The following is a 19,713-nucleotide window of genomic DNA, read 5'->3' on the forward strand; positions in this document are numbered from 1 at the left end:
GATAAATTTTTCATAGTAATAATATACTTAGGTGTCACTTCAGTTATTAAGTAATTAATAAAAATATAATAACTTATTTACTAATTTAAACTAAATTAATGTTAATTATTCTTATGTTTTACGGTAAATAGAGTTACTCACTCATACCAATTACCAAAAAAAACTTTTTAGTTGTGAGTTGTCAGTCCTGAGTTATACTCCCCAGCTCAGGATACAGCTAGAAAAGTTATTGAGAAATAGTATTATAAAGTTACTTACTCATACCAATTACTAAAAAAAACTTCTGAGTTCTAATACCAAGCTCTGAGCTCTAACTTCTAACTTCTCAATTATAAATTCTATTCCTTTAGTTCTAACTCAAGTGGTTCAGGAAAAGCATCAGGTTTAACCAAAATTTTGGCAATTTTCCGATTACGAATTACCTCCACTGCCAAATTTTTTCCTACTAAACTTTTTTCTACTTCTTGTTGAACTTCTGTTGGACTTTTCACTACTACTCCCCCTACTTTTTGAATCACATCTCCTTGACGTAAACCAGCTTTTTGTGCAGGAGAATCTTCTATAACTCTCATAATTACTACACCTTGATTATCCTTAATTTTCGTATCCAGTTTTCTATTAATTTCATCCTTGACCTCAGGAGTTAAATCAACCATTGAAATACCTAAAAATGGGTGCTCTATTTTCCCATAGACAAATAATTCATCAGCAATTCTTTTTGCAGTTTCTATGGGAATAGCAAACCCTAACCCCTGAGCATTCGCTCTAATAGCTGTATTAATACCAATTACTTCACCTTGATCATTCAAAAGTGGCCCACCAGAGTTGCCAGGATTAATTGCAGCATCTGTCTGAAGAAAGCGAACTCGTTTATCTGGAATACCTACTTGAGAACTGGTGCGACCAATAGCACTAATAATTCCCACTGTTACAGTATTGTCCAAACCCAAAGGATTACCAATAGCGATCGCCCATTGTCCAGGAATTAATTGTTCTGATTTGCCAATAGATACCTCTGGTAAATCTGTGGCCTCAATTTTAATTATTGCTATATCAGTCAGTGAGTCCACCCCTTTAACCACACCATCAAATACCCGGCCATCTTTCAATGTCACCTTAACCGTATTTGCTCCATGAACAACATGAGCATTTGTAATTAAGCGGCCATCAGAACTAATAATTACCCCTGACCCAGTACCACGCTTAGTTCGTTCTTCTGGAACCGGCAAATTTTCCCCAAAGAAACGTTTCAATAGAGGATTCTTTAAAGCTTCTGGAGCTTCAGTTGTTAACTTTTTAGCTGCATCAATACGGACTACTGATGGGCCAACTTTTTTGACTGCTTCGGCAATAAAATTATGATGAGAAAAGGAAACTAGGTTATTTCCAGAGTTTGGAGTAGATGGTTGTGCTTGTTTCTTAACTACAGAAGATATTACATCAGAGTCATTTGACCATTTATTAGCTTCGAGATAATGATGACCCAACCATCCCGTAGCAGTACCAATGGACAACAGAGAAAAATACAAAGTTAATTGTTTAAAAGATAAAGCCATTTGTTTTTCCTACTAGATAATTCTATTTTTAAATATTGGGACAAGGGAGGGGAAGGGGGCTGCTTTGACCACATTCCCATGAACAAAAAAAATTACTTAAAAAATTTACTTGAGAACTAAAAATCAAAAAATACTGGGCTTGTCCTATTTAAATTAGATTTTCAATTCAAGAGAGTTGGACTCAACTACCCTTGTTCATGTTGACTAGAAGCTTCCAGAAGTTTTGATATTTATATCATTATACTTCTACATAATCAGGCGGACAGTTTCTGGCAAAAATTAATAATATTTGCTATTTGACTTCAAAAAATAACTATACCAATTTTGATTCTATATCTGAAATTACCAAAATTCATCAGTAACTAACCTCTAAATTTGCTCTCCAGCCATTTCAGATTTTTCAATATTAATTACTTCTGAGCAAAAAAAGGTAAATCTATTTTGATATCCTCCTAAAAATCCCCCATGAACCTATCTGAGTATGGAAAATAAAAAAACATTGCTAATAATATTATATCTGGATAATTAGTAATCAAAAAAAATTAGATTTTCTCCTCTCCTATACTTTCTCTCTATTCCGTTTTCCAAATTACGGTTTATTTATAAAGATCTAACCAGACAAGAGATCATAGATATTCTAGTGTTATGATTTTAGTTATAAAGTTTCTCAAGTTAGAGAGGTAGAGTTGTTTTTATTCTTTTCTATTGCGACTAAACCGAATTACTATTCTGTAGAGACCTTTCAGACAAAGTTCCTACTTATTCCCGCGCCAGAAAATAATTTTGTATTTTAAAAATATGGGATTTGCTGCTTATGGAATATCATAAGTAGCTCAACAAGATTATTTACCTATTTTAATTTTCTGCGCTTTTTAGAAGGCAAATAATTCAGGATTTAAAATGTGTAATTAATTTTCCATGACCACTTAACTAGAATTAATTTTTAAACTATGCCGAGTCTTATTACAAAAAATAATCTACAAAAATTAATACAAAAAAAATCACAAAATCGAATCCTAAATAAGCTATTTTCGATTGATATAATTGCTCCTGTAATTTTAGGAATTATTGTATTACTCACATGGGAAATTTCGGTAGAGAAGATGAATATTCCTCCCTATTTACTGCCTGGACCGATATTAGTAATCAAGACTATGATTCAGGAATGGAATGCATTATTTATGTCTTTAATAACAACTATAAAAATTACAGTTGTTGCTTTGGTAGTAGCAGTAAGTTCTGGGGTATTGATTTCGATATTATTTGCTCAGAATAAATTAATTGAAAGAAGCTTATTTCCTTATGCAGTAATTTTACAGACTACTCCTATTGTGGCTATCTCTCCTTTGATTATTATATGGCTCAGAGATAATACTTTTGGCGCATTAATTCTTTGTGCTTGGATTGTAGCATTTTTTCCAATTATTTCTAATACAACTTTAGGATTAAATAGCGTTGATAAAAATTTGAGCGATATGTTTAAATTATATGGAGCTTCTCCTTGGCAAACTCTAATTTATTTGAGATTTCCTAGTGCTTTACCTTATTTTTTAGGAGGGTTAAGAATTAGTGGTGGTTTGGCATTAATTGGGGCAGTAGTAGCTGAATTTGTGGCAGGTACTGGAGGCACTAGGTCTGGCATTGCTTATCAGATTTTAATGTCTAGTTATAATTTGCAAATTCCGAGAATGTTTGCTGCTTTATTCTTGACGACAGGTTTAGGGATAGCTATTTTTGTATTTTTCACAGTTTTATCAGATTATTTGTTAAAAGATTGGCATGAAAGTGCGGTAAAAAAAGATAGTTAATATTAAATTTAGTTTGTTGATATTAGCGGTTCCTAGGCTTGGCATGACAATTTAGTAAGATACCCTCAGAGAAATTAATAAAGACATACTATAACTGATTATTTCAACCTCATATAATCTCAGACTACAGGTAATAAATCTTTGCTAAATCTTATTGAGTTAGTCCTAGGAAATGGAGTAGTTAGAGACGTTTTAGAATTGCGTCTGAGAGTGAGCTAAAAGCATTATATATCTGTACAAAATAAGAATAATTAAGGATAATTAAGGATAATTTATACTAACTAGAATCCTAATTATTAAAGAGATTAAAAACCCATATTAATTATTCAATAATTGAAGTGTTATTTAGGTATATAATTATTTTTTTAAGTTAGTCTAATTTAGATTAGATACCTCCAAAAAATAATCTTTAATTTCCAGATATATCTATTAATTTATAGATGTTTTAATTTTGGAGAATGGTAAGCTATCACTGTAACTGCTACAGAATTAAAATTAGAAAAAAACCACTAAATGCCAAACACTTATTTGCGTAGTTCTATATATATAGGAACCAGCAAATTAGATAAGTTTAGTCTGGATATTTATTTATAAATAACTGTTGATTCACTTCTTAAGACTGTAGCTACTCAAGCACATTGAGTAGAGTATTAAATAGAATTAAATATCCTAATTCTGACAAATATAATTATTATTCAATCTCCTTTTTAAACTTTTATAAACGTACCTATCATACTAATTTCTATAGTAACTTTATAAAAGTTATTTTTTTCCTCTTAACCTAGAAATTTTAGACGTAAAATTAAATAAAATTAACAATAAAAAAATCATGGTTAAAACTATACCAGCAAGAAATATCAGATTCTACAAATTAGAGAAAAAGTTTAATCTCCAATGAGTAGAATATGAATAATTTTTCCGGTTATGACAAATATAATTATTATTCAATCTCCTTTTTAAACTTTTATAAACGTACCTATCATACTAATTTCTATAGTAACTTTATAAAAGTTATTTTTTTCCTCTTAACCTAGAAATTTTAGACGTAAAATTAAATAAAATTAACAATAAAAAAATCATGGTTAAAACTATACCAGCAAGAAATATAAGATTCTACAAATTAGAGAAAAAGTTTAACCTCCAATGAGTAGAATATGAATAATTTTTCCGGGAATTGCAAGATAATTTATCATAAATAACAGATTCAGAAAAACAAAGTATTGACCGATTTAAAGCTAGTTATTATAACTTACAAAAATATCCCCCACTCTTAGAAAATACTGTCAAAATATTTGTTTTATTTCCTCTATTAGATTTAGCTGGATTTTATTTACCCCCTTTTCATATTAAATCAGAAAAATCTATAGAAATTGCAGACCAAGATGAATAAATTATCCTTCAGGAATAAATTGATGTATTAACTATATTTAATCAATCCTGGATCTTAGTAATTGAGTCTAAAAAATCTACATTTTCCCTAGAAGTTAGTAAACCTTAACTATGAGCATACATGTTGGTAAACCCTAACCTAGAAAAAACCAGTCTACGGTATAATTACCAATGGTAATAGCTTCATTTTTATCAAATTAATTCAGCAAGAAACACCACAGAATGCTTGCTCTAGATTATTCTATATTTTTAATCCTGGAAATAACCTTTATGACATTTTAAAAATTTTCAAATACTTAAGTAATTTCAGTTATCAATTATCAGTTAACAGTACCTATTACTGAAGTAGGATAATTGAAATACTAACTGAATTTTTTTTATCCCCTTTATATTATTTATCAAAAATTTTTCTACTTAGCTATTCTGTACAAAATCAATAGTTTATATTGTTTGTGGAGAAAATCCTAATACAACATTTAAAGCTTCAGACTCTACTACCTATTATTACCTATCTAGTACTGTCTAATTTTTTGATTTATAGAGTTTATCTTACTTTGTCAAGGTACATTTTTTTCTTGATTTCCTATTTCTAGGTAGGCAATTAAAAATAATTTATCCAGTTTTTAAATTTTAAATTTTAACTTTCTTCCTTGGGAGAAGTAAGAGAGAATAGAACTTTTAGTTTTAAATTGATTACTCCTGTCGCCAAATTCTAATAGTATTATCACTACTACCACTAGCTAAACTCTTTCCGTCCCTAGAAAAAGTAACAGAATTAATATATTTTGAATGACCTACTAAATTTCCAATTTCCTGACCTGTTTTCCCATCCCAAATTTTAATAGTTCCATCCTCACTACCACTGGCAATAATATCTCCTTGAGGACTAAAAACTACTTGACGAATATCACTAGAATGTCCCTCCAAAATTTTTAATATTTCACCGCTTTCTATTTCCCAAATTTTAATATTTCTATCGCGACCGCCACTAGCTAAAACTTTACCATCAGTACTAAAAGCAACCGTATAAATATAATGTGTTCCCTGATAATAATGACATAGATTTTTAACAGTATTGCCTAAACTTAAATCCCATATTTTAATCATATTATCTTGACTACCACTTGCCAAAGTTTTGCCATCTGGACTGAAGGCGATCGCCCGTACTTGTTGTAAATGTCCAGTCAAAGTCATGATCACTCTCCCATAGTTAGGGTCATAAATATCATCCCCCAGTCGCCAAACTTTCACATTTTTATCTTTACTAGCACTAGCTAAACTTTTGCCATCTGGGTGAAAAGCGATCGCCGTAACTCCTCCAGAATGACCAAAATATTCTCCCCGACCCCAGTCACCGAGAATGCAAAGTAGTTTTCCCGTCTGAACTTCCCAAAGTCTGATAGTTTTGTCATCACTCCCACTCGCTAATATTTTGCCATCAGGACTAAAAGCAACAGAGTTTACATAACCAGAATGTCCGCGGATAGTCAATATTTCTCTACCACTATCTACTTCCCACAATTTAATGGTTTCATCTTCGCTCCCACTCGCCAAAATTTTTTGATCATTTCTCAAAGCAACGGAGCAAACCCATTTTCGATGACCAGTGAGAGTATCTATGCATTTCCAAGTTTTACTTGGTAAAGGTTCAGGTGTAATTTCTGGTTTTTGGATAACAGTTTTATCTTGAATAAAAGTCAAGTCGTCTGCATTTAAGTTTTCCATAACTTCATCAGCAGACTGATAACGACGGTTGACTGCATTTTCCACCAGTTTATCTAGAATATCACCTAATTTTTCACTAATAGAATTATTCTGTAAGTAGCGACGCCACACCCATGTTCCTTCACCTACATCAAATAATTCAAATGGGGAAATTTTGGTTAATAGATGCAAGCAAGTTACTCCTAGACTGTATAAGTCACTAGCAAATACTGCTTTGCCTCGGTTTTGTTCGGGAGCGGTGTATTCAGGGGTACCGATAGTTGTACCTGTTTTCAGGAGGGCCGTACCTAGGGCGTATTTAGCTGCACCAAAGTCTACTAATACTAACTCGCGATCGCTATTTTGACGACGAATAATATTTTCTGGTTTGATATCCCTGTGAATAACGTTATGAGAATGAATAAACTGTAGTACTGGGAGTAAATTTTTTAGTAAACCCCTAATTTGGTCTTCATTGTAGGAGTTCTCAATTTTTAAAGCCTCGGCCAAGTTTTGTCCAGCAATGAATTCTTGTACTAAATATTGTCGGCCATCTTGGGTGAAGTGGGCCATAAGTTCGGGAATTTGAGAATGTTTGCCCAACTGGTCTAATCTTGTGGCTTCTTTTTCAAAGAGTTGGGCAGCTTTGTTAATATTGTTTGTTCCTTGTGATGCGGGAAAAAATTGTTTAATGACACAGTAGGGTTTGGAGGGTTTATCTTCGTCGGTAGCGAGGAATGTTCTACCGAAACCTCCTTGACCAATTAGGTTTAAAGGTCGATAGCGGTCTTTGAGTAGTAGTTTTGAGCCACAATTTTGGCAATATTTATTCCAGTCTGGGTTTTGGGGAATTTGACAGTTGGGGTTGAGGCAATGAGTCATGCCGATGAGATGATTTTTAGCTAACGATAATAATATTGATTATATTTGGCTTTGGTCGGTTAGGTTTCTTGAAATATTATGATTTTTTGGCAATGGGTAGGACTTTTATGGTTTTTTATTATTCTATTGTAATTTTTTTCAGAGTTGATTGAAGTTAAGGGTAAATTAATTTTTCTGGTTTTTTGATGTAATTATGATAATTTTTGCCTACGAAATTGGTTTGCCTGTTATGGATATTTTGAAATAATTTTTTAGAGCTTTAGTAAATATTTTAAGACTGGGAAAATATTATACTAAGAAAAATATCTATGGGAAAAAAATCAGATTAGAAATAGAAGTAGAAGAAAAGAGTGAATAGTCTCACGGAGTGACAAGCAGCTTGAAAGCATTTATAGATAGTAGTTCTCCAGATATTCACTCTGTCAAAAATTGACGTTTTTTTTTGAGCATAATAATTATTCTTTTTAGGATGTGGGTTAGCGATATAGCTGCCACCACCATCCTCCGCTAACGCTAATTCACATCACTGAAATTAGCTTGATTTATTATTTAATAATAAAATTACATCACATCGTCTTCATTTTAATCAATTAATTTATTTTTAATAATCATATGAATAGCTAGATATTGACTGTAAATAATTAGATATTATCTAAGATTGACAGAGCTTTTGATTCCCTTTGATAATCAGACTTTTTTTGATGAATAAGCTTTATTATTCCTTGAACAATGTCAACTAAATAATCCCCAGCAAGTACCCATAATTTACCATACATACCTACCCAAAAATTACTATATATTCTATCTATTAATCCTAGTTTTTTTAATCGAAAATATATCTTTTACATCCTAATCTTTTGATATAATTACCATGATAAAATTCATCATTTTAAGCAATAGCTCCCAATAGAATTAAATTAGTAAAACGTAGTCAAACGTTGTATATTAGCTTGACTAAATTCTAGATTATATTCTCCTTTATTACAATCAGAAAACATATTTTCAATACCCATTCTCGACCGATAATTTTTGATAATTTTATCTTTTCAAGATTTATCAACAAATACCAAGGTTTTTATCCATTTTATTTTAAATTTTCTTTTCCAATAGGCAGCTAAATTAAAATATATAAATCCTTTTTTGTTAGTAATATTAATGTTACTTAAAAATATTTAATTTCCCGAATATACGGATAAATTAGTGAATAGCTAGTACTTTTAACCGTTTTTTATATAGTTATTATTAATTTTTTGAGGTATTTTTAGCTTTTTTAGTCAGTATAATAACTCTACACCATAGAATTTTTTTTCTCCAATAACTAAAAACTTATATTTTTTTTATAACCGTAAAACTGGTTTAATAAGTCATTTTTTTATGCCAAATTACTAGATTATTTTTTATTCAAAACTAGCCAATAAATAGGTAATTATCGTTTTTTATATATGATAGCAATAACAAAGATATTACTATCTTTCCATTGCGTCTTATCTATAGTCAAAATTAATTGGCTACCATCGGGAAATTATGGACTAATAATCATAATTATCATCGGAAAACACAACAAGGGAAAGCTCAAAAATATAATGTTAAAAATTTTTGTATATGTTTCCGACGACTCTCATATTTAATTGGTAAAGGAAAACAGGCAACTAGTCTTTCTATTTCAACAGTTTTGTGAACAGTTAATAACCAAACTAAAATTTTTCAAGCTTGGAATTGACCTTCAGTCAAAAATTGTTGAAAATCTGACTCAGATAATGAAAAAAAATCCATTGGGGTCGGTCTATTTATATAAGTGGACTGACTTTTTTTACCATATAATGTGATTTGTCGCTACCACAAAAGTGGACACAAAAATGGTAATGTAGGTTAGCGATCGCTAACCTACATCTCAAAAATAATAATTATCATTCTCAGAAAAAAAGTCAATTTTTGACAGAGTGAATATCCGGCAAACCACTAGATATCAATATGTTCGAGCTACTTTTTACCCCGCGATGTGGTAGAATCACCTTTTGAAAGACTTGATATTCAGTCAAACTCCAATACTTACAAGTTATCATTTAGTCAACCAATAATGCAAACACCCTGGCAAACCTTAAGTTTAGGTTTATCTGCAATTAAGCCACATAGTCAAACTTCTATATTAGGAGAGAATTATCCATTATCTGAGGGTGCTGATAAAAATGGGGAAACGAAATTATCAATTTTGTAGCTTTTCCCAAATTATGAACTACGGGGAAAAAATCAAGTTTTGGCGTTTAATTCTCAGTTGAATGTAGGGTTGGGAATATTAGATGCCACAAAAAATAGTAATGAACCAGATAGTCGATTTTTTTATTGGCTGGGTCAGGGACAATGGGTGCGTCAGTTAAGCAAAAATACTTTCTTGGTGGTAGGAGCATATCTACAGTTATCCCCATCACATTTAGTGCCTAAAGAAAAGTTTGGTTTAGGGGTTTATCAAAGTGTGAGAACTTATCGTCAGGATACTCGTTTGACAGATAATAAAGCGTTGGGAACACTAGAGTTACGGTTGCCAGTACCCTGGATATCTGGAAAAAATAGATTATTTCAGGTAGTGCCGTTTATTGATGGGGGAGTAGCGTGGAATAGTGATGGTAAAGAGGTGGAAGGAAGTAAGGCTTTGGCGGCGGCCGGGGTGAGGTTGCAGGTAAATTTATAGGAGAAGATAAATATGCCCTTAGATAATTGAATTCCTTTAGTAGATGTGGGCTCGCCAGATAAAACGGCTCAGGAGGAAGGGTTTTATTTTTCTTTTTTTACTACTCCTTTTTCTTTTTGATCAGGGAGGTAAACTGATGGGATGAAGCTTAGGTAAGTATGACACACCTAAAAAATAAAGTAGGTTGGGTAGAACAAAGTGAGACCCAACACGCCCTTTATTAAAGTCAACCCCCCCCCTTTTTTATCCCTCCCCGAGGGAGGGAAGCGAAGAGCTAAAAAGTAGGTGAACGGAACAAAGTGAAACCAAACACCCGCTTTATTGTGGTTTAGTTACCCTTACGCGATAGGGAGGTAGACTGAAATCAACAGTTCAGTTTTGAACCCAAGTAGCATAAATAAAGACAGTTACAGATTATCATAGATTCTAGGAGATTATAGCTAACAGCTAGTAACCATGCCATACCAACTCCCCTAGCAACTAGAATTTTTGATTGAACAAGAGGAGAATTACTGGATCAAAATTTATTATTAGGCATGAAAGGTTAGTGTTGCTCAATTGCAAGTATGAAATTCCTGACTTAAGAAAATATTAGTAACTCGTAAGACGTCCATGCTACTAATGTAACGTACCCACATTCAGCAACACCTCAAAACTAACCGGAAGTTTCCGGAACTTCTTCTGTTTCCGCTTCTGCTTTTCCAAACACTACTCGCAGTAGGGGAGGCGCTAGAAATGTTGTAAGAATCACCATCAGAATAATTGCCACATCCAAAGCAGGAGATAAAGCACCACTAGCAGAACCAACAGAGGCAAAAACCAAACCAACCTCACCCCGTGGGACCATACCAACACCAATAGCTAAACGATTAATTGGACCCAAACCAAACACACTAAAACCGCAGGCAACCTTACCAACAATAGCAACTGCTATCAAAAAAATTGCAATCACCAAACCTTCACGGTTAGTAGGAATAGCTGGGTTGAGAACATTTAGATTAGTTTTTGTTCCCACAGTAACAAAGAAAATAGGAACGATCACATCAGAAATAGGACGAATTAGCTCTTCCAACTCCCGTCCAACTTCTTTTTGATCTAAATTATCTAAAACTAATCCAGCAGCAAAAGCTCCCAATATTGCCTCCAAATGGATAGCAGTACCAATGTAAGCCATAAATAATGCGATAGTCAAAGCTGGAATAACTGCCCTTCCTCGGGTTTTAAATTTTTCAGCAAAGAACACAAAACCATCATTAAAGAAACGACCAAGTAAGATCGCACCTACCAAAAATACACTAGCACTAATAATTAGATAAACAACATTGATGATATCCACTTCACCAGTTTTTGCTAAACTTGCTACAACTGCCAAGATAATAATACCCATCACATCATCTATAACTGCAGCACCAAGAATAATTTGACCTTCTTGTGTATTGAGACGGTTAATTTCTGTTAGTACCCTGGAAGTGATACCGATACTGGTAGCTGTAAGTGCTGCCCCAGCAAAAACTGCTGGTACTGCTGATACATGGAAGATCGCCATCATTCCTGCCGTACCTCCGACGAAAGGCAATACTACACCAACAGTTGCAACAATTAGCGACTGAACACCAACTTGCATTAAATCTCTAATATTAGACTCTAGACCAATTTCAAACAACAAAATGATCACACCCAGTTCTGCTAGAACATCTAGTACCTCACTTTGAGCCTGCAATGTAGCCCCAGCAGCTTCAGGAGCTAAACCTGCTGTTGCCTCCAAAATGTTAATAATTACTGACGAAGAACTATCGGCCCCACTTTCTGGAAAGATTACCAAGTGTAGGGCAGAAATACCTATAACTACACCCCCCACCAATTCTCCTAATACAGGTGGAAAATTCAGCCAGCTAAAAAATTCTCCTCCTGCTTTACTAGCTATATAAATGGCCACTAAACTCAACAACACTCCTGCTAGTACCATTTCTGGTTCGGCTCCCGTTTCTGTGGCCGTAGCTAGTATCGGTGCAATTTTTCCCGATAAAGGAAATAAGAAAATTTCACTAAAAAAATTGGACTCTGCCATTAAACTAAACATTAAGTCTTTCTAAATCATCCTGATTTAATTTAACAAGACTTTGGGCAGTAGTGGTTTGTTAATTTGGAAATGATCACTTCAGATAAGTATAGAGGAGCATAACCTTATGGAGTAGGAAAAATTAAAGTAATTATACAATTATAATGATATACTTAATAAACTCAATTCTACATAACAGATATCTTCTATAGCTTGGCCTCAGAGTAATATCTCTATAGAATAGTCTTTTTCGGTCTAAGTTATTAGTTATCCAATTAATACCTACCTACTATTTCAGGAAGAGGCTTAAAATACTTAGGGCTTTTTGAAATTTGTCAAATTCTGAGCTTACCACACCAAAAAGCTTGCATAGGCGCCCACATAAGTCTAAAGCCTTTATCTGTAAATGCTTTCAGTTTTTGCAACAAACTCTACTTATAATTTTTTTTGATCTCCAACTAGACTATACCTGATAACTTTTTTTCTTCAGATAAAACTTGACAAAATAAAGAAGTTATGGGGAGATAATAATCTTCCTTTTTCTGTGATCAGAAAAAGGTTTTAAAAGTTACTTATAATGCATACCTGGAAAAGGGGAGATTTGAGTCCTGATTTTCTCGTCAAGATATAAATACCCTATGTTGGAGGGACGGCATTTGCCTACGAACTTGTTCTAAGCGAGTAGGGTCAATTTCTGCGATCGCCACTCCTGGTTTGTCCCCGGTATCTGCCAAAATCAAACCCCAGGGGTCAACTATCATTGCATGGCCATGAGTTTGTCTTCTACCGTAGTGATTACCTGTTTGGGCCGGGGCGATAATATAACAGGTATTTTCTATAGCTCGTGCTTGGAGTAATACTTGCCAATGGTCTTTTCCTGTGTATGCAGTAAAAGCCGCTGGTATAAATAAAACTTCAGCTCCTGCATTTGAAAGATGTCGATAGAGTTCAGGGAATCTTACATCATAGCATACTGATATACCTAAATTTCCATAATCTTTAGATTCATACACTGATGGTAACTTCATTCCTGCTTTGACCGTATTTGATTCTTGATAAGTATTACCATCGGGTAAGTTAACATCAAATAAATGTGCTTTTTCATACCTTGCTACTTCTATGCCATTAGGCTCAATTAAAGATGCAACATTGTAAACTTTGCCATTTGTTGTCGGTACTGGATAACCACCTCCTAAAATTGTGATTTGATATTTTTGAGCAATTGTTTTGAGAAACTTTTCACTCTCCTTAGCGATCGCTTCTGCTTGAGATATTTTTTCTTCCTCTCCACCTAAGAAAGAAAAATTTTCTGGCAAGGTAACTAATTCTGCACCTTGACGGATAGCTAAGTCTATTAATTCTTCTGCTTGTAATAAGTTTTTTGCCAAGTCAGGCACACTTGTCATTGATATAGCCGCAGCGAGATAGGATTTCATTAAGTCAGTTTTTTACAAAGTCTTAAAGTTTTTATTAGAGTAAAATATACAAGAAACAGATTTTAGATAATAGGAAATATAGGAAATAAAGAATAGACAATAGCAATCAATATTTTACCTGACATTATTATGGCCACAAACCCTATATTAGGCATTTTTTTTTGATATGTAAAATAAGTAATTTATGATTTACTAACATTCAAAATCCTTTTTCAAACCTTATTTATTTCTTGGATATTTTATGGATGCTTTTTCCTTAAAAGCATCCATATTTTTGACACAAATCAAATGAAATTATACAGATGGGGTGTCATCAATAAAATTATCAACTCCATTTTATTGACAATATTAATTTCTTTCTTCACCACCATTTTTAACTCTACAATAAACTATTGAGTCGAGTCTTATCTTTTTTTTCATAGTATTACATTCAGTCTAAATATACATAGTTCAGATAATTCAGACAAATTGTAACTCTGATCAAAAAGTTCACCTTTTTACTTTTACATAGGATGAAAAAGCAGGTCTGGGAAAAACCGATTAAACTCAATTAAAATTCCAGCTGTGATAATCATCCAAACTGTAGCCAAAACTGGCGCTGTGGACAGATACTTAAGTAAGTCTTGCATGAATATTTCTCCTGAAACTGATTTAAATAATCAGGTATTGTTCAGCCCATGTTAATTAGCATTCAGCTAGCTTCCCACCCTAAAAATAGGTTAACAGCTTTTAGCACCTCTCAATTAAAATACCAAAAAACTATTATATCAGATAGTTAACTAGGAGTTCCCATCTCCTGTTTAGTTCAAAAAATGAGCTTACTAACTTGATAGTGCTGATAGCTTCTTTAAAAACATGGTTTTAGATCAAATTGGTAATTATTAATTAGTATTTTTATACTGACTAAAATCACCATTATTTAACTACTCTTTTGGTCACTTTTCTAGCGAGGGGAAACAGTAATTTCATTATCCTTAGCAAACATTTTACCAGAGGTATATTCCTTGAATGCTAATACAGGCCATAAAAATCCACCTAGCATTTTTTTAGTTGCTAAAGGCAAGTCAATAATAATCTCTTTTTCCTCTGGATTTTTTTCTGTTTGTACTGCTTGAAGATAGGAACGACCTACCCAACCGATCCAACCTGCAATATACAAAAATAAAATACCAGGAATTGTAAAGTCGCCTGCGTGGTTCCAGCTTCCATCTACAATTAAATGAGGCAGTCCATCGTCTTCTCCACAAAGTTGTTGAGAATAACGTTCAAATCGTTTTTTGCCAGATTCTGGATCTCCTGTAGTAGGAAGAGCATCTTCAGCTAGTGCCTGAAAAATAGGTGATTCTGAACAAGGTACTAAATTATATGCTGATGCTGTAGGCACACAAGTTACCCAAAGACTAATGGCTAAAACCAAAGCCAAAAAACGTCTCATGGAATTGTTTCCTTTTATTACAAACTGTTGACAATTATCCATACTTTTGTACTTAAACTAAGCTCAAAGTAAGGATATTTTGATTGGCATTTTTCCAACTCCAAAAACAATAGCATTGGAGCGGTATTCTTTACTTTACATACAATGTTTTCTGCTTCAATGAATGCTAGTGGCGGCCAATCTTTCTGTTACCCTTTCTGCATCATCTCTACAGATATTTTACGGCAGATTTATCTCACCGCAGTTATTTATTGTCTGTTTGATTTTATAATACTTTATTGATATCAACACTAAATTTTTTTAGTGTTAGTTGTTTGAAAAAATTAATATCAATTTATGTAGCAATGACAACGGTTTTAGCTATAGAAACAAGTTGTGATGAAACATCTGTGGCAATTGTTAAAAATCGTCAAGTTTTAAGTAACATTGTGAAGTCACAAATTAATATCCATAGCTTTTATGGAGGAGTAGTTCCAGAGGTAGCTTCACGACAACATTTAGAAATAATTAATCAGGCGATCGCTCAAGCTTTCAGAGAAGCAAATTTAGACTGGCCAGACATTGATGGTATTGGAGCTACTTGCGCCCCTGGTCTAGTTGGCGCTCTGTTAGTTGGCCTGACGGCGGCCAAAACCTTAGCTATTGTCCATGAAAAGCCCTTTGTGGGAGTCCATCACTTAGAAGGTCATATTTATGCAACCTACCTAAGCCAACCCGAGTTAGTACCACCTTTTCTTTGTTTGTTAGTTTCTGGAGGTCATACCAGTTTGATTTATGTCAAAAATTGTGGGGAATATGAAACTTTAGGGCAAACAAGAGATGATGCAGCAGGAGAAGCTTTTGACAAAGTAGCTAGATTATTAAAACTTGGCTATCCCGGTGGACCTGTAATTGATAAATTAGCTGCAGAGGGTAATAAATTAGCATTTTCTCTCCCTGAAGGGAAAATTTCTTTGCCTGGAGGAGGCTATCATCCTTATGATTTTAGTTTCAGTGGACTCAAAACTGCAGTATTGCGATTAGTCCAGAAAATAGAACAAGAAGGTAATGAATTATTATCAGGGTCTTCAGTAACTAAAGACATTGCAGCCAGCTTTCAAGAAACTGTAGCAAAAGGGCTAACAAAAAGAGCTATCGCTTGTGCATTAGACTATAGCTTAAACACAATTGCTATTGGCGGTGGTGTAGCAGCTAATAGTAGTTTGCGACAGCACTTAAGTAGAGCAGTAGAAAGTCATAACTTGCAAGTACTATTTCCCTCACTCAGATTTTGTACGGATAATGCAGCCATGATAGGTTGTGTGCGGCTCGTTGGCCACTAAGACCAGATATTTAGGTAGAAATGGCCGTCCTAAATCAACAGATGAAGACAACCTCAGATTTATGGATAACTCTTATGACCTTGTAGGTGAAATTCCTACCGCCTCGTTGTTGGGCTGACAGCATAGACCACAGGGTAGCGAATGAACATCAATCCCTGAAGCTGGTCTAAATGCGGGACAACTTCAACTACCAGAAGTAAACTCTGCTAGCAGAGTCTGACAAGCGGACGAACAGGAAGGTAATAAAACTCTCGTAATCATCAACCACCCGCTAAGGTAGTCATGGGTGTAGGGCTGACCAGCCAGGGGGTCAATGGACAGTATTATGCAACCGATATTGTCAACAACAATAATGCGCCCTCCGGGAGACTTTACCCCGCTAAATCAGACGCAACAAAGGCATAAGGGAACGAGAAAACCTCTCTAATACACCTAAGAATATCGCTCAAGAACTTAGGAAGCCATTCAAGGTTAATCTACGCATTTTGGACGTAGGTCTTAGAGAGAGTAGGATTGGGTAAAAAGCAGGAATGCTGACGTACCCACTTTTAGACGTAATGTAAAATAATTACTAGCAATGAATAAAGCTAAAACACTAAAGAGAAGACTGAATAATTCAGAGCCCTATTTAAGTGTGGCATGGAATACATACAATATATCTAATCAATTAGATGTCAACCCCAACTTTAAATGGAAAGACATAGACAGGCATTTGGCCATTGAATAATGTGTTCAAGTTGTAAAAGTTAATTTACAAAGCATCCGGCCGTGGCGAAATCCGCAAAATGTGTAAACACCAAAAACTTTTAACCAAAAGCTATGACGCAAGGCTGTTGACTCTTAGACCATTAACTCAGGAGAATCAGGGCTAAAGAACTACGGGGATAAATGTCAGAAAAAGCCTGCCACCAAATTTCACAAATATCTCAATGTAGCACTAAAAGCTAAAACCTTAATAAAGGAATGCTTGAAGCAAATAGGATTAAAACTCAAACCAGAAAAAACCAAGATTGGCCAAACACTCAAGGAATACCAAGGAAATCAACTCGGACTTTATTTCTTAGCATTTGAAGTGAGGTAATACGAGGTTAATTCAGCCAAGCTAGAATTTAAAACTAAGTATTTATTACCGGAAATTAGCAGATATTTGTGATTCTCACAAATATGCCCCAGTTTCAGCCTTAGTAACTAAACTAAATCCATTAATCAGAGCAGCAGCTAACTATTACTCAGCTCTAGTCAGTCAAGAAATATATACTAAAGTAGACTATCTCTTGTAGAAAAGGCTAGGTCAATGGGCAAGACTATTGGGATCTGAATAAGTCCGCTACCTGGGCAAAAAAAAGTATTTTCCCACAAGAGAGTTCAGAAATTAGATTCAGTTCGGATGGGAAATATACGTTAAATAAACACTCAGATGTACTTATAGTTAAATACACTAAGCTAAGGAACGTACATTAAATAAGACCCGAAATTTGTAGTTTGTGCCTGAAAAATATATTGAGTGTCATTAATTTTCTCCGGCTTTATTTTATTCTCATTCCAAAAAGATACCAAGTCCATGACGGGGATTAGAATTATTGGAGTAATAGAATCACCAAAGCACCTAGGTATGAGGAAAGAAGTTTCAACGCTGTTGAAAATACAAAAAGGTAAATGCACATTTTGTAGATGAAAATTCAGACCGACAGATTTAATTGATATAGACCAAATTTTTCTCAGGTCTGAAAGCGCTAGTGACACATAAAAAAATCAACAAGTGTTGCACCGACATTGTCACGATACTAAAACTGCACTAGACAGGGAAGACTAGGCAGCCAAAAGGCTAAAAGAAAAACCTGACTTATCAGAAGGCTATCAATAGATAGACGATATGGTGATACTAGAAAGCAGGGATGTACCCATAGAAAGGGACGCCTAGGAGAGAAGCCGTGTGAGGTGAAAGTCTCACGCACGGTTTTGAAGACCAACAGGCCTTATAAAGGGTAATCTGGAAATAGGCTTGTTGAGTTTAACGCTGCGGCTGACCATCTTAGTCGAGGCCATATTTCATCCCTGAACTTAGGAGCCAATTCTCGAATGGCCATTAAAGATGTGATGAAATTATACACTCTTTCATTGAGTTGAGCTATTTATTAGAGTAGTTATTTTAGTTATCAGTTAGCATCTTGAGACTAATCGCTGCATTTTTCATGTCGCGTTGGGAAACAGTGCCAACTGCTGAAACCAGAGACTAAAAATACCGTAAGCATTCAGCTGAATGCTTACGAAATACTCAATCGAATATTTTTTTGATTCCTACAATTGGGAAAGCTTCAAACATAATCAGTAATGAAAATCAGAAATGCCGAAGCCAAAGACTTAACTGTAATTGTAAAAATTTATAATTCCTCAATTCCTAGTCGTATTGCTACTGGAGATTTGGAACTTATATCAATTGAGAATCGTATTTCTTGGTATCAAGAACACTCACCAGATAGTCGTCCTATTTTAGTTGTAGAACTAGATGGTCAAGTTATAGCATGGTTAAGTTTTCAGTCTTTTTATGACAGACCAGCATATCAAGCTACAGCAGAAATAAGTATATATGTTGCTCCTGAATATAAAGGTCAAGGAATAGGAAAAAAGTTACTTTCAGAGGCAATTTATCGTAGTCCTCAGTTGGGAATTAAGACCTTGCTCGGCTTTATTTTTGCTCACAATATTCCTAGCTTAAGTTTATTTAATAAGTTTGGTTTTCAACATTGGGGTTATTTACCAAAAGTAGCTGATTTAGATGGCATTAAGGGAGATTTAGTGATTTTGGGGCTTCATGTATTGGAAGTAAAAAATAAGAATAAGAGTGAGCAAGGGAATAGTCCCTCCTAGACAATGGCCTGTTAGTCAGGCCCTAGATAGGGCTTGCTGAAAAAGATATGTATGAGTTCAGGTAGAACTAAGAACTCAGAAGAATGTAAAGATGTTCCATGGAACAAACCTAAATCGAAATGGGAATTAATTAGGAGATAGTCGGATATATTTATTGCTGGCCACCCTCTGCTATAGGAAGGCCAAAAATACTTTCTATGCCTTAGCTAAATGGAGCTGAAAAACGTCGAATTTTTTCAAAACAAAAATGTAAATTTCATTTTGTATCAATGCTTTGAGAGTTAATCAGTAAACCCTAGATTACCATCGGGCCAGAGACTATAAGGTACAAAATGTGAATAGTCAAATTCTTGTTGTTCCCCTAAATGTGTACCTTACGGCCAGCCTTAAGTGCTGTATATTGATATTCTGTAATAGTATTGCTAAGTCAATGACTATAGATAATTGGGATTGCAGCTAAATAATAAGTTAATTTTTACTAATCTTTTTGTTGAGTCGATTTGAAGTTCCTCCAATTCTAACCCATTCATAAAATAGACATTGATAATCTTCCGATAATTCTGGAATT

General features: G+C 34.2%; 12 protein-coding genes and 1 pseudogene. 7 read left to right on the forward strand and 6 right to left on the reverse strand.

Annotation, left to right across the window (positions count from 1 at the left end):
- Positions 1-338 precede the first annotated feature (338 nt).
- Positions 339-1,556, reverse strand: a complete 1,218-nt coding sequence (locus TERY_RS07550; RefSeq protein WP_011611277.1) for an HhoA/HhoB/HtrA family serine endopeptidase — start codon at positions 1,554-1,556, stop codon at positions 339-341.
- Positions 1,557-2,506: 950 nt separating this feature from the next.
- On the opposite strand from TERY_RS07550, the gene TERY_RS07555 reads away from it, so the two are divergent.
- Positions 2,507-3,364: an ABC transporter permease subunit gene (locus TERY_RS07555; protein WP_011611278.1), complete on the forward strand. Its 858-nt coding sequence runs from the start codon at positions 2,507-2,509 to the stop codon at positions 3,362-3,364.
- A 2,082-nt stretch (positions 3,365-5,446) separates the two neighbouring features.
- Here TERY_RS07555 and TERY_RS07560 read toward each other — a convergent pair.
- Entirely contained in the window at positions 5,447-7,339 is a 1,893-nt protein-coding gene (locus tag TERY_RS07560; RefSeq protein ID WP_011611279.1) for a protein kinase domain-containing protein, read from the reverse strand.
- A 1,999-nt stretch (positions 7,340-9,338) separates the two neighbouring features.
- On the opposite strand from TERY_RS07560, the gene TERY_RS36480 reads away from it, so the two are divergent.
- Both TERY_RS36480 and TERY_RS36485 read left to right on the forward strand, forming a co-directional pair.
- Complete coding sequence (locus TERY_RS36480; protein WP_011611280.1) at positions 9,339-9,554, forward strand: hypothetical protein; 216 nt, start codon at positions 9,339-9,341, stop codon at positions 9,552-9,554.
- Between the two features lie 27 nt (positions 9,555-9,581).
- Positions 9,582-10,025, forward strand: a pseudogene (locus tag TERY_RS36485) (ShlB/FhaC/HecB family hemolysin secretion/activation protein); the annotation flags it as partial.
- A 655-nt stretch (positions 10,026-10,680) separates the two neighbouring features.
- On the opposite strand, the gene TERY_RS07570 reads toward TERY_RS36485, so the two are convergent.
- The 4 genes from TERY_RS07570 to TERY_RS07585 form a co-directional block, all read right to left on the reverse strand.
- Complete coding sequence (locus TERY_RS07570; protein WP_370496815.1) at positions 10,681-12,093, reverse strand: cation:proton antiporter; 1,413 nt, start codon at positions 12,091-12,093, stop codon at positions 10,681-10,683.
- Between the two features lie 611 nt (positions 12,094-12,704).
- Positions 12,705-13,520, reverse strand: a complete 816-nt coding sequence (locus TERY_RS07575) for a nitrilase-related carbon-nitrogen hydrolase (RefSeq protein ID WP_011611283.1) — start codon at positions 13,518-13,520, stop codon at positions 12,705-12,707.
- Between the two features lie 503 nt (positions 13,521-14,023).
- A complete protein-coding gene (psaJ, locus tag TERY_RS07580) occupies positions 14,024-14,149 on the reverse strand; it encodes a photosystem I reaction center subunit IX (protein WP_011611284.1) in 126 nt (41 codons plus the stop codon).
- Between the two features lie 314 nt (positions 14,150-14,463).
- Positions 14,464-14,955, reverse strand: coding sequence for a photosystem I reaction center protein PsaF III (locus tag TERY_RS07585; protein WP_011611285.1), 492 nt, complete (start codon positions 14,953-14,955; stop codon positions 14,464-14,466).
- A 344-nt stretch (positions 14,956-15,299) separates the two neighbouring features.
- Here TERY_RS07585 and tsaD point away from each other — a divergent pair, with 344 nt between their 5' ends.
- From tsaD to TERY_RS07595, 4 genes are all read left to right on the forward strand, one after another.
- Positions 15,300-16,277, forward strand: a complete 978-nt coding sequence (gene tsaD / locus TERY_RS07590; RefSeq protein WP_011611286.1) for a tRNA (adenosine(37)-N6)-threonylcarbamoyltransferase complex transferase subunit TsaD — start codon at positions 15,300-15,302, stop codon at positions 16,275-16,277.
- A 785-nt stretch (positions 16,278-17,062) separates the two neighbouring features.
- On the forward strand, positions 17,063-17,149 hold the full coding sequence (locus tag TERY_RS36490) for a hypothetical protein (protein ID WP_370497173.1): 87 nt from the start codon (positions 17,063-17,065) through the stop codon (positions 17,147-17,149).
- Positions 17,150-17,422: 273 nt separating this feature from the next.
- Positions 17,423-17,557, forward strand: a complete 135-nt coding sequence (locus tag TERY_RS27595) for a group II intron maturase-specific domain-containing protein (protein WP_370497175.1) — start codon at positions 17,423-17,425, stop codon at positions 17,555-17,557.
- A 1,051-nt stretch (positions 17,558-18,608) separates the two neighbouring features.
- Positions 18,609-19,145, forward strand: a complete 537-nt coding sequence (locus TERY_RS07595) for a GNAT family N-acetyltransferase (RefSeq protein WP_011611287.1) — start codon at positions 18,609-18,611, stop codon at positions 19,143-19,145.
- Positions 19,146-19,713 lie beyond the last annotated feature (568 nt).

The organism is Trichodesmium erythraeum IMS101 (assembly GCF_000014265.1).
GTDB classification, from domain to species: domain Bacteria; phylum Cyanobacteriota; class Cyanobacteriia; order Cyanobacteriales; family Microcoleaceae; genus Trichodesmium; species Trichodesmium erythraeum.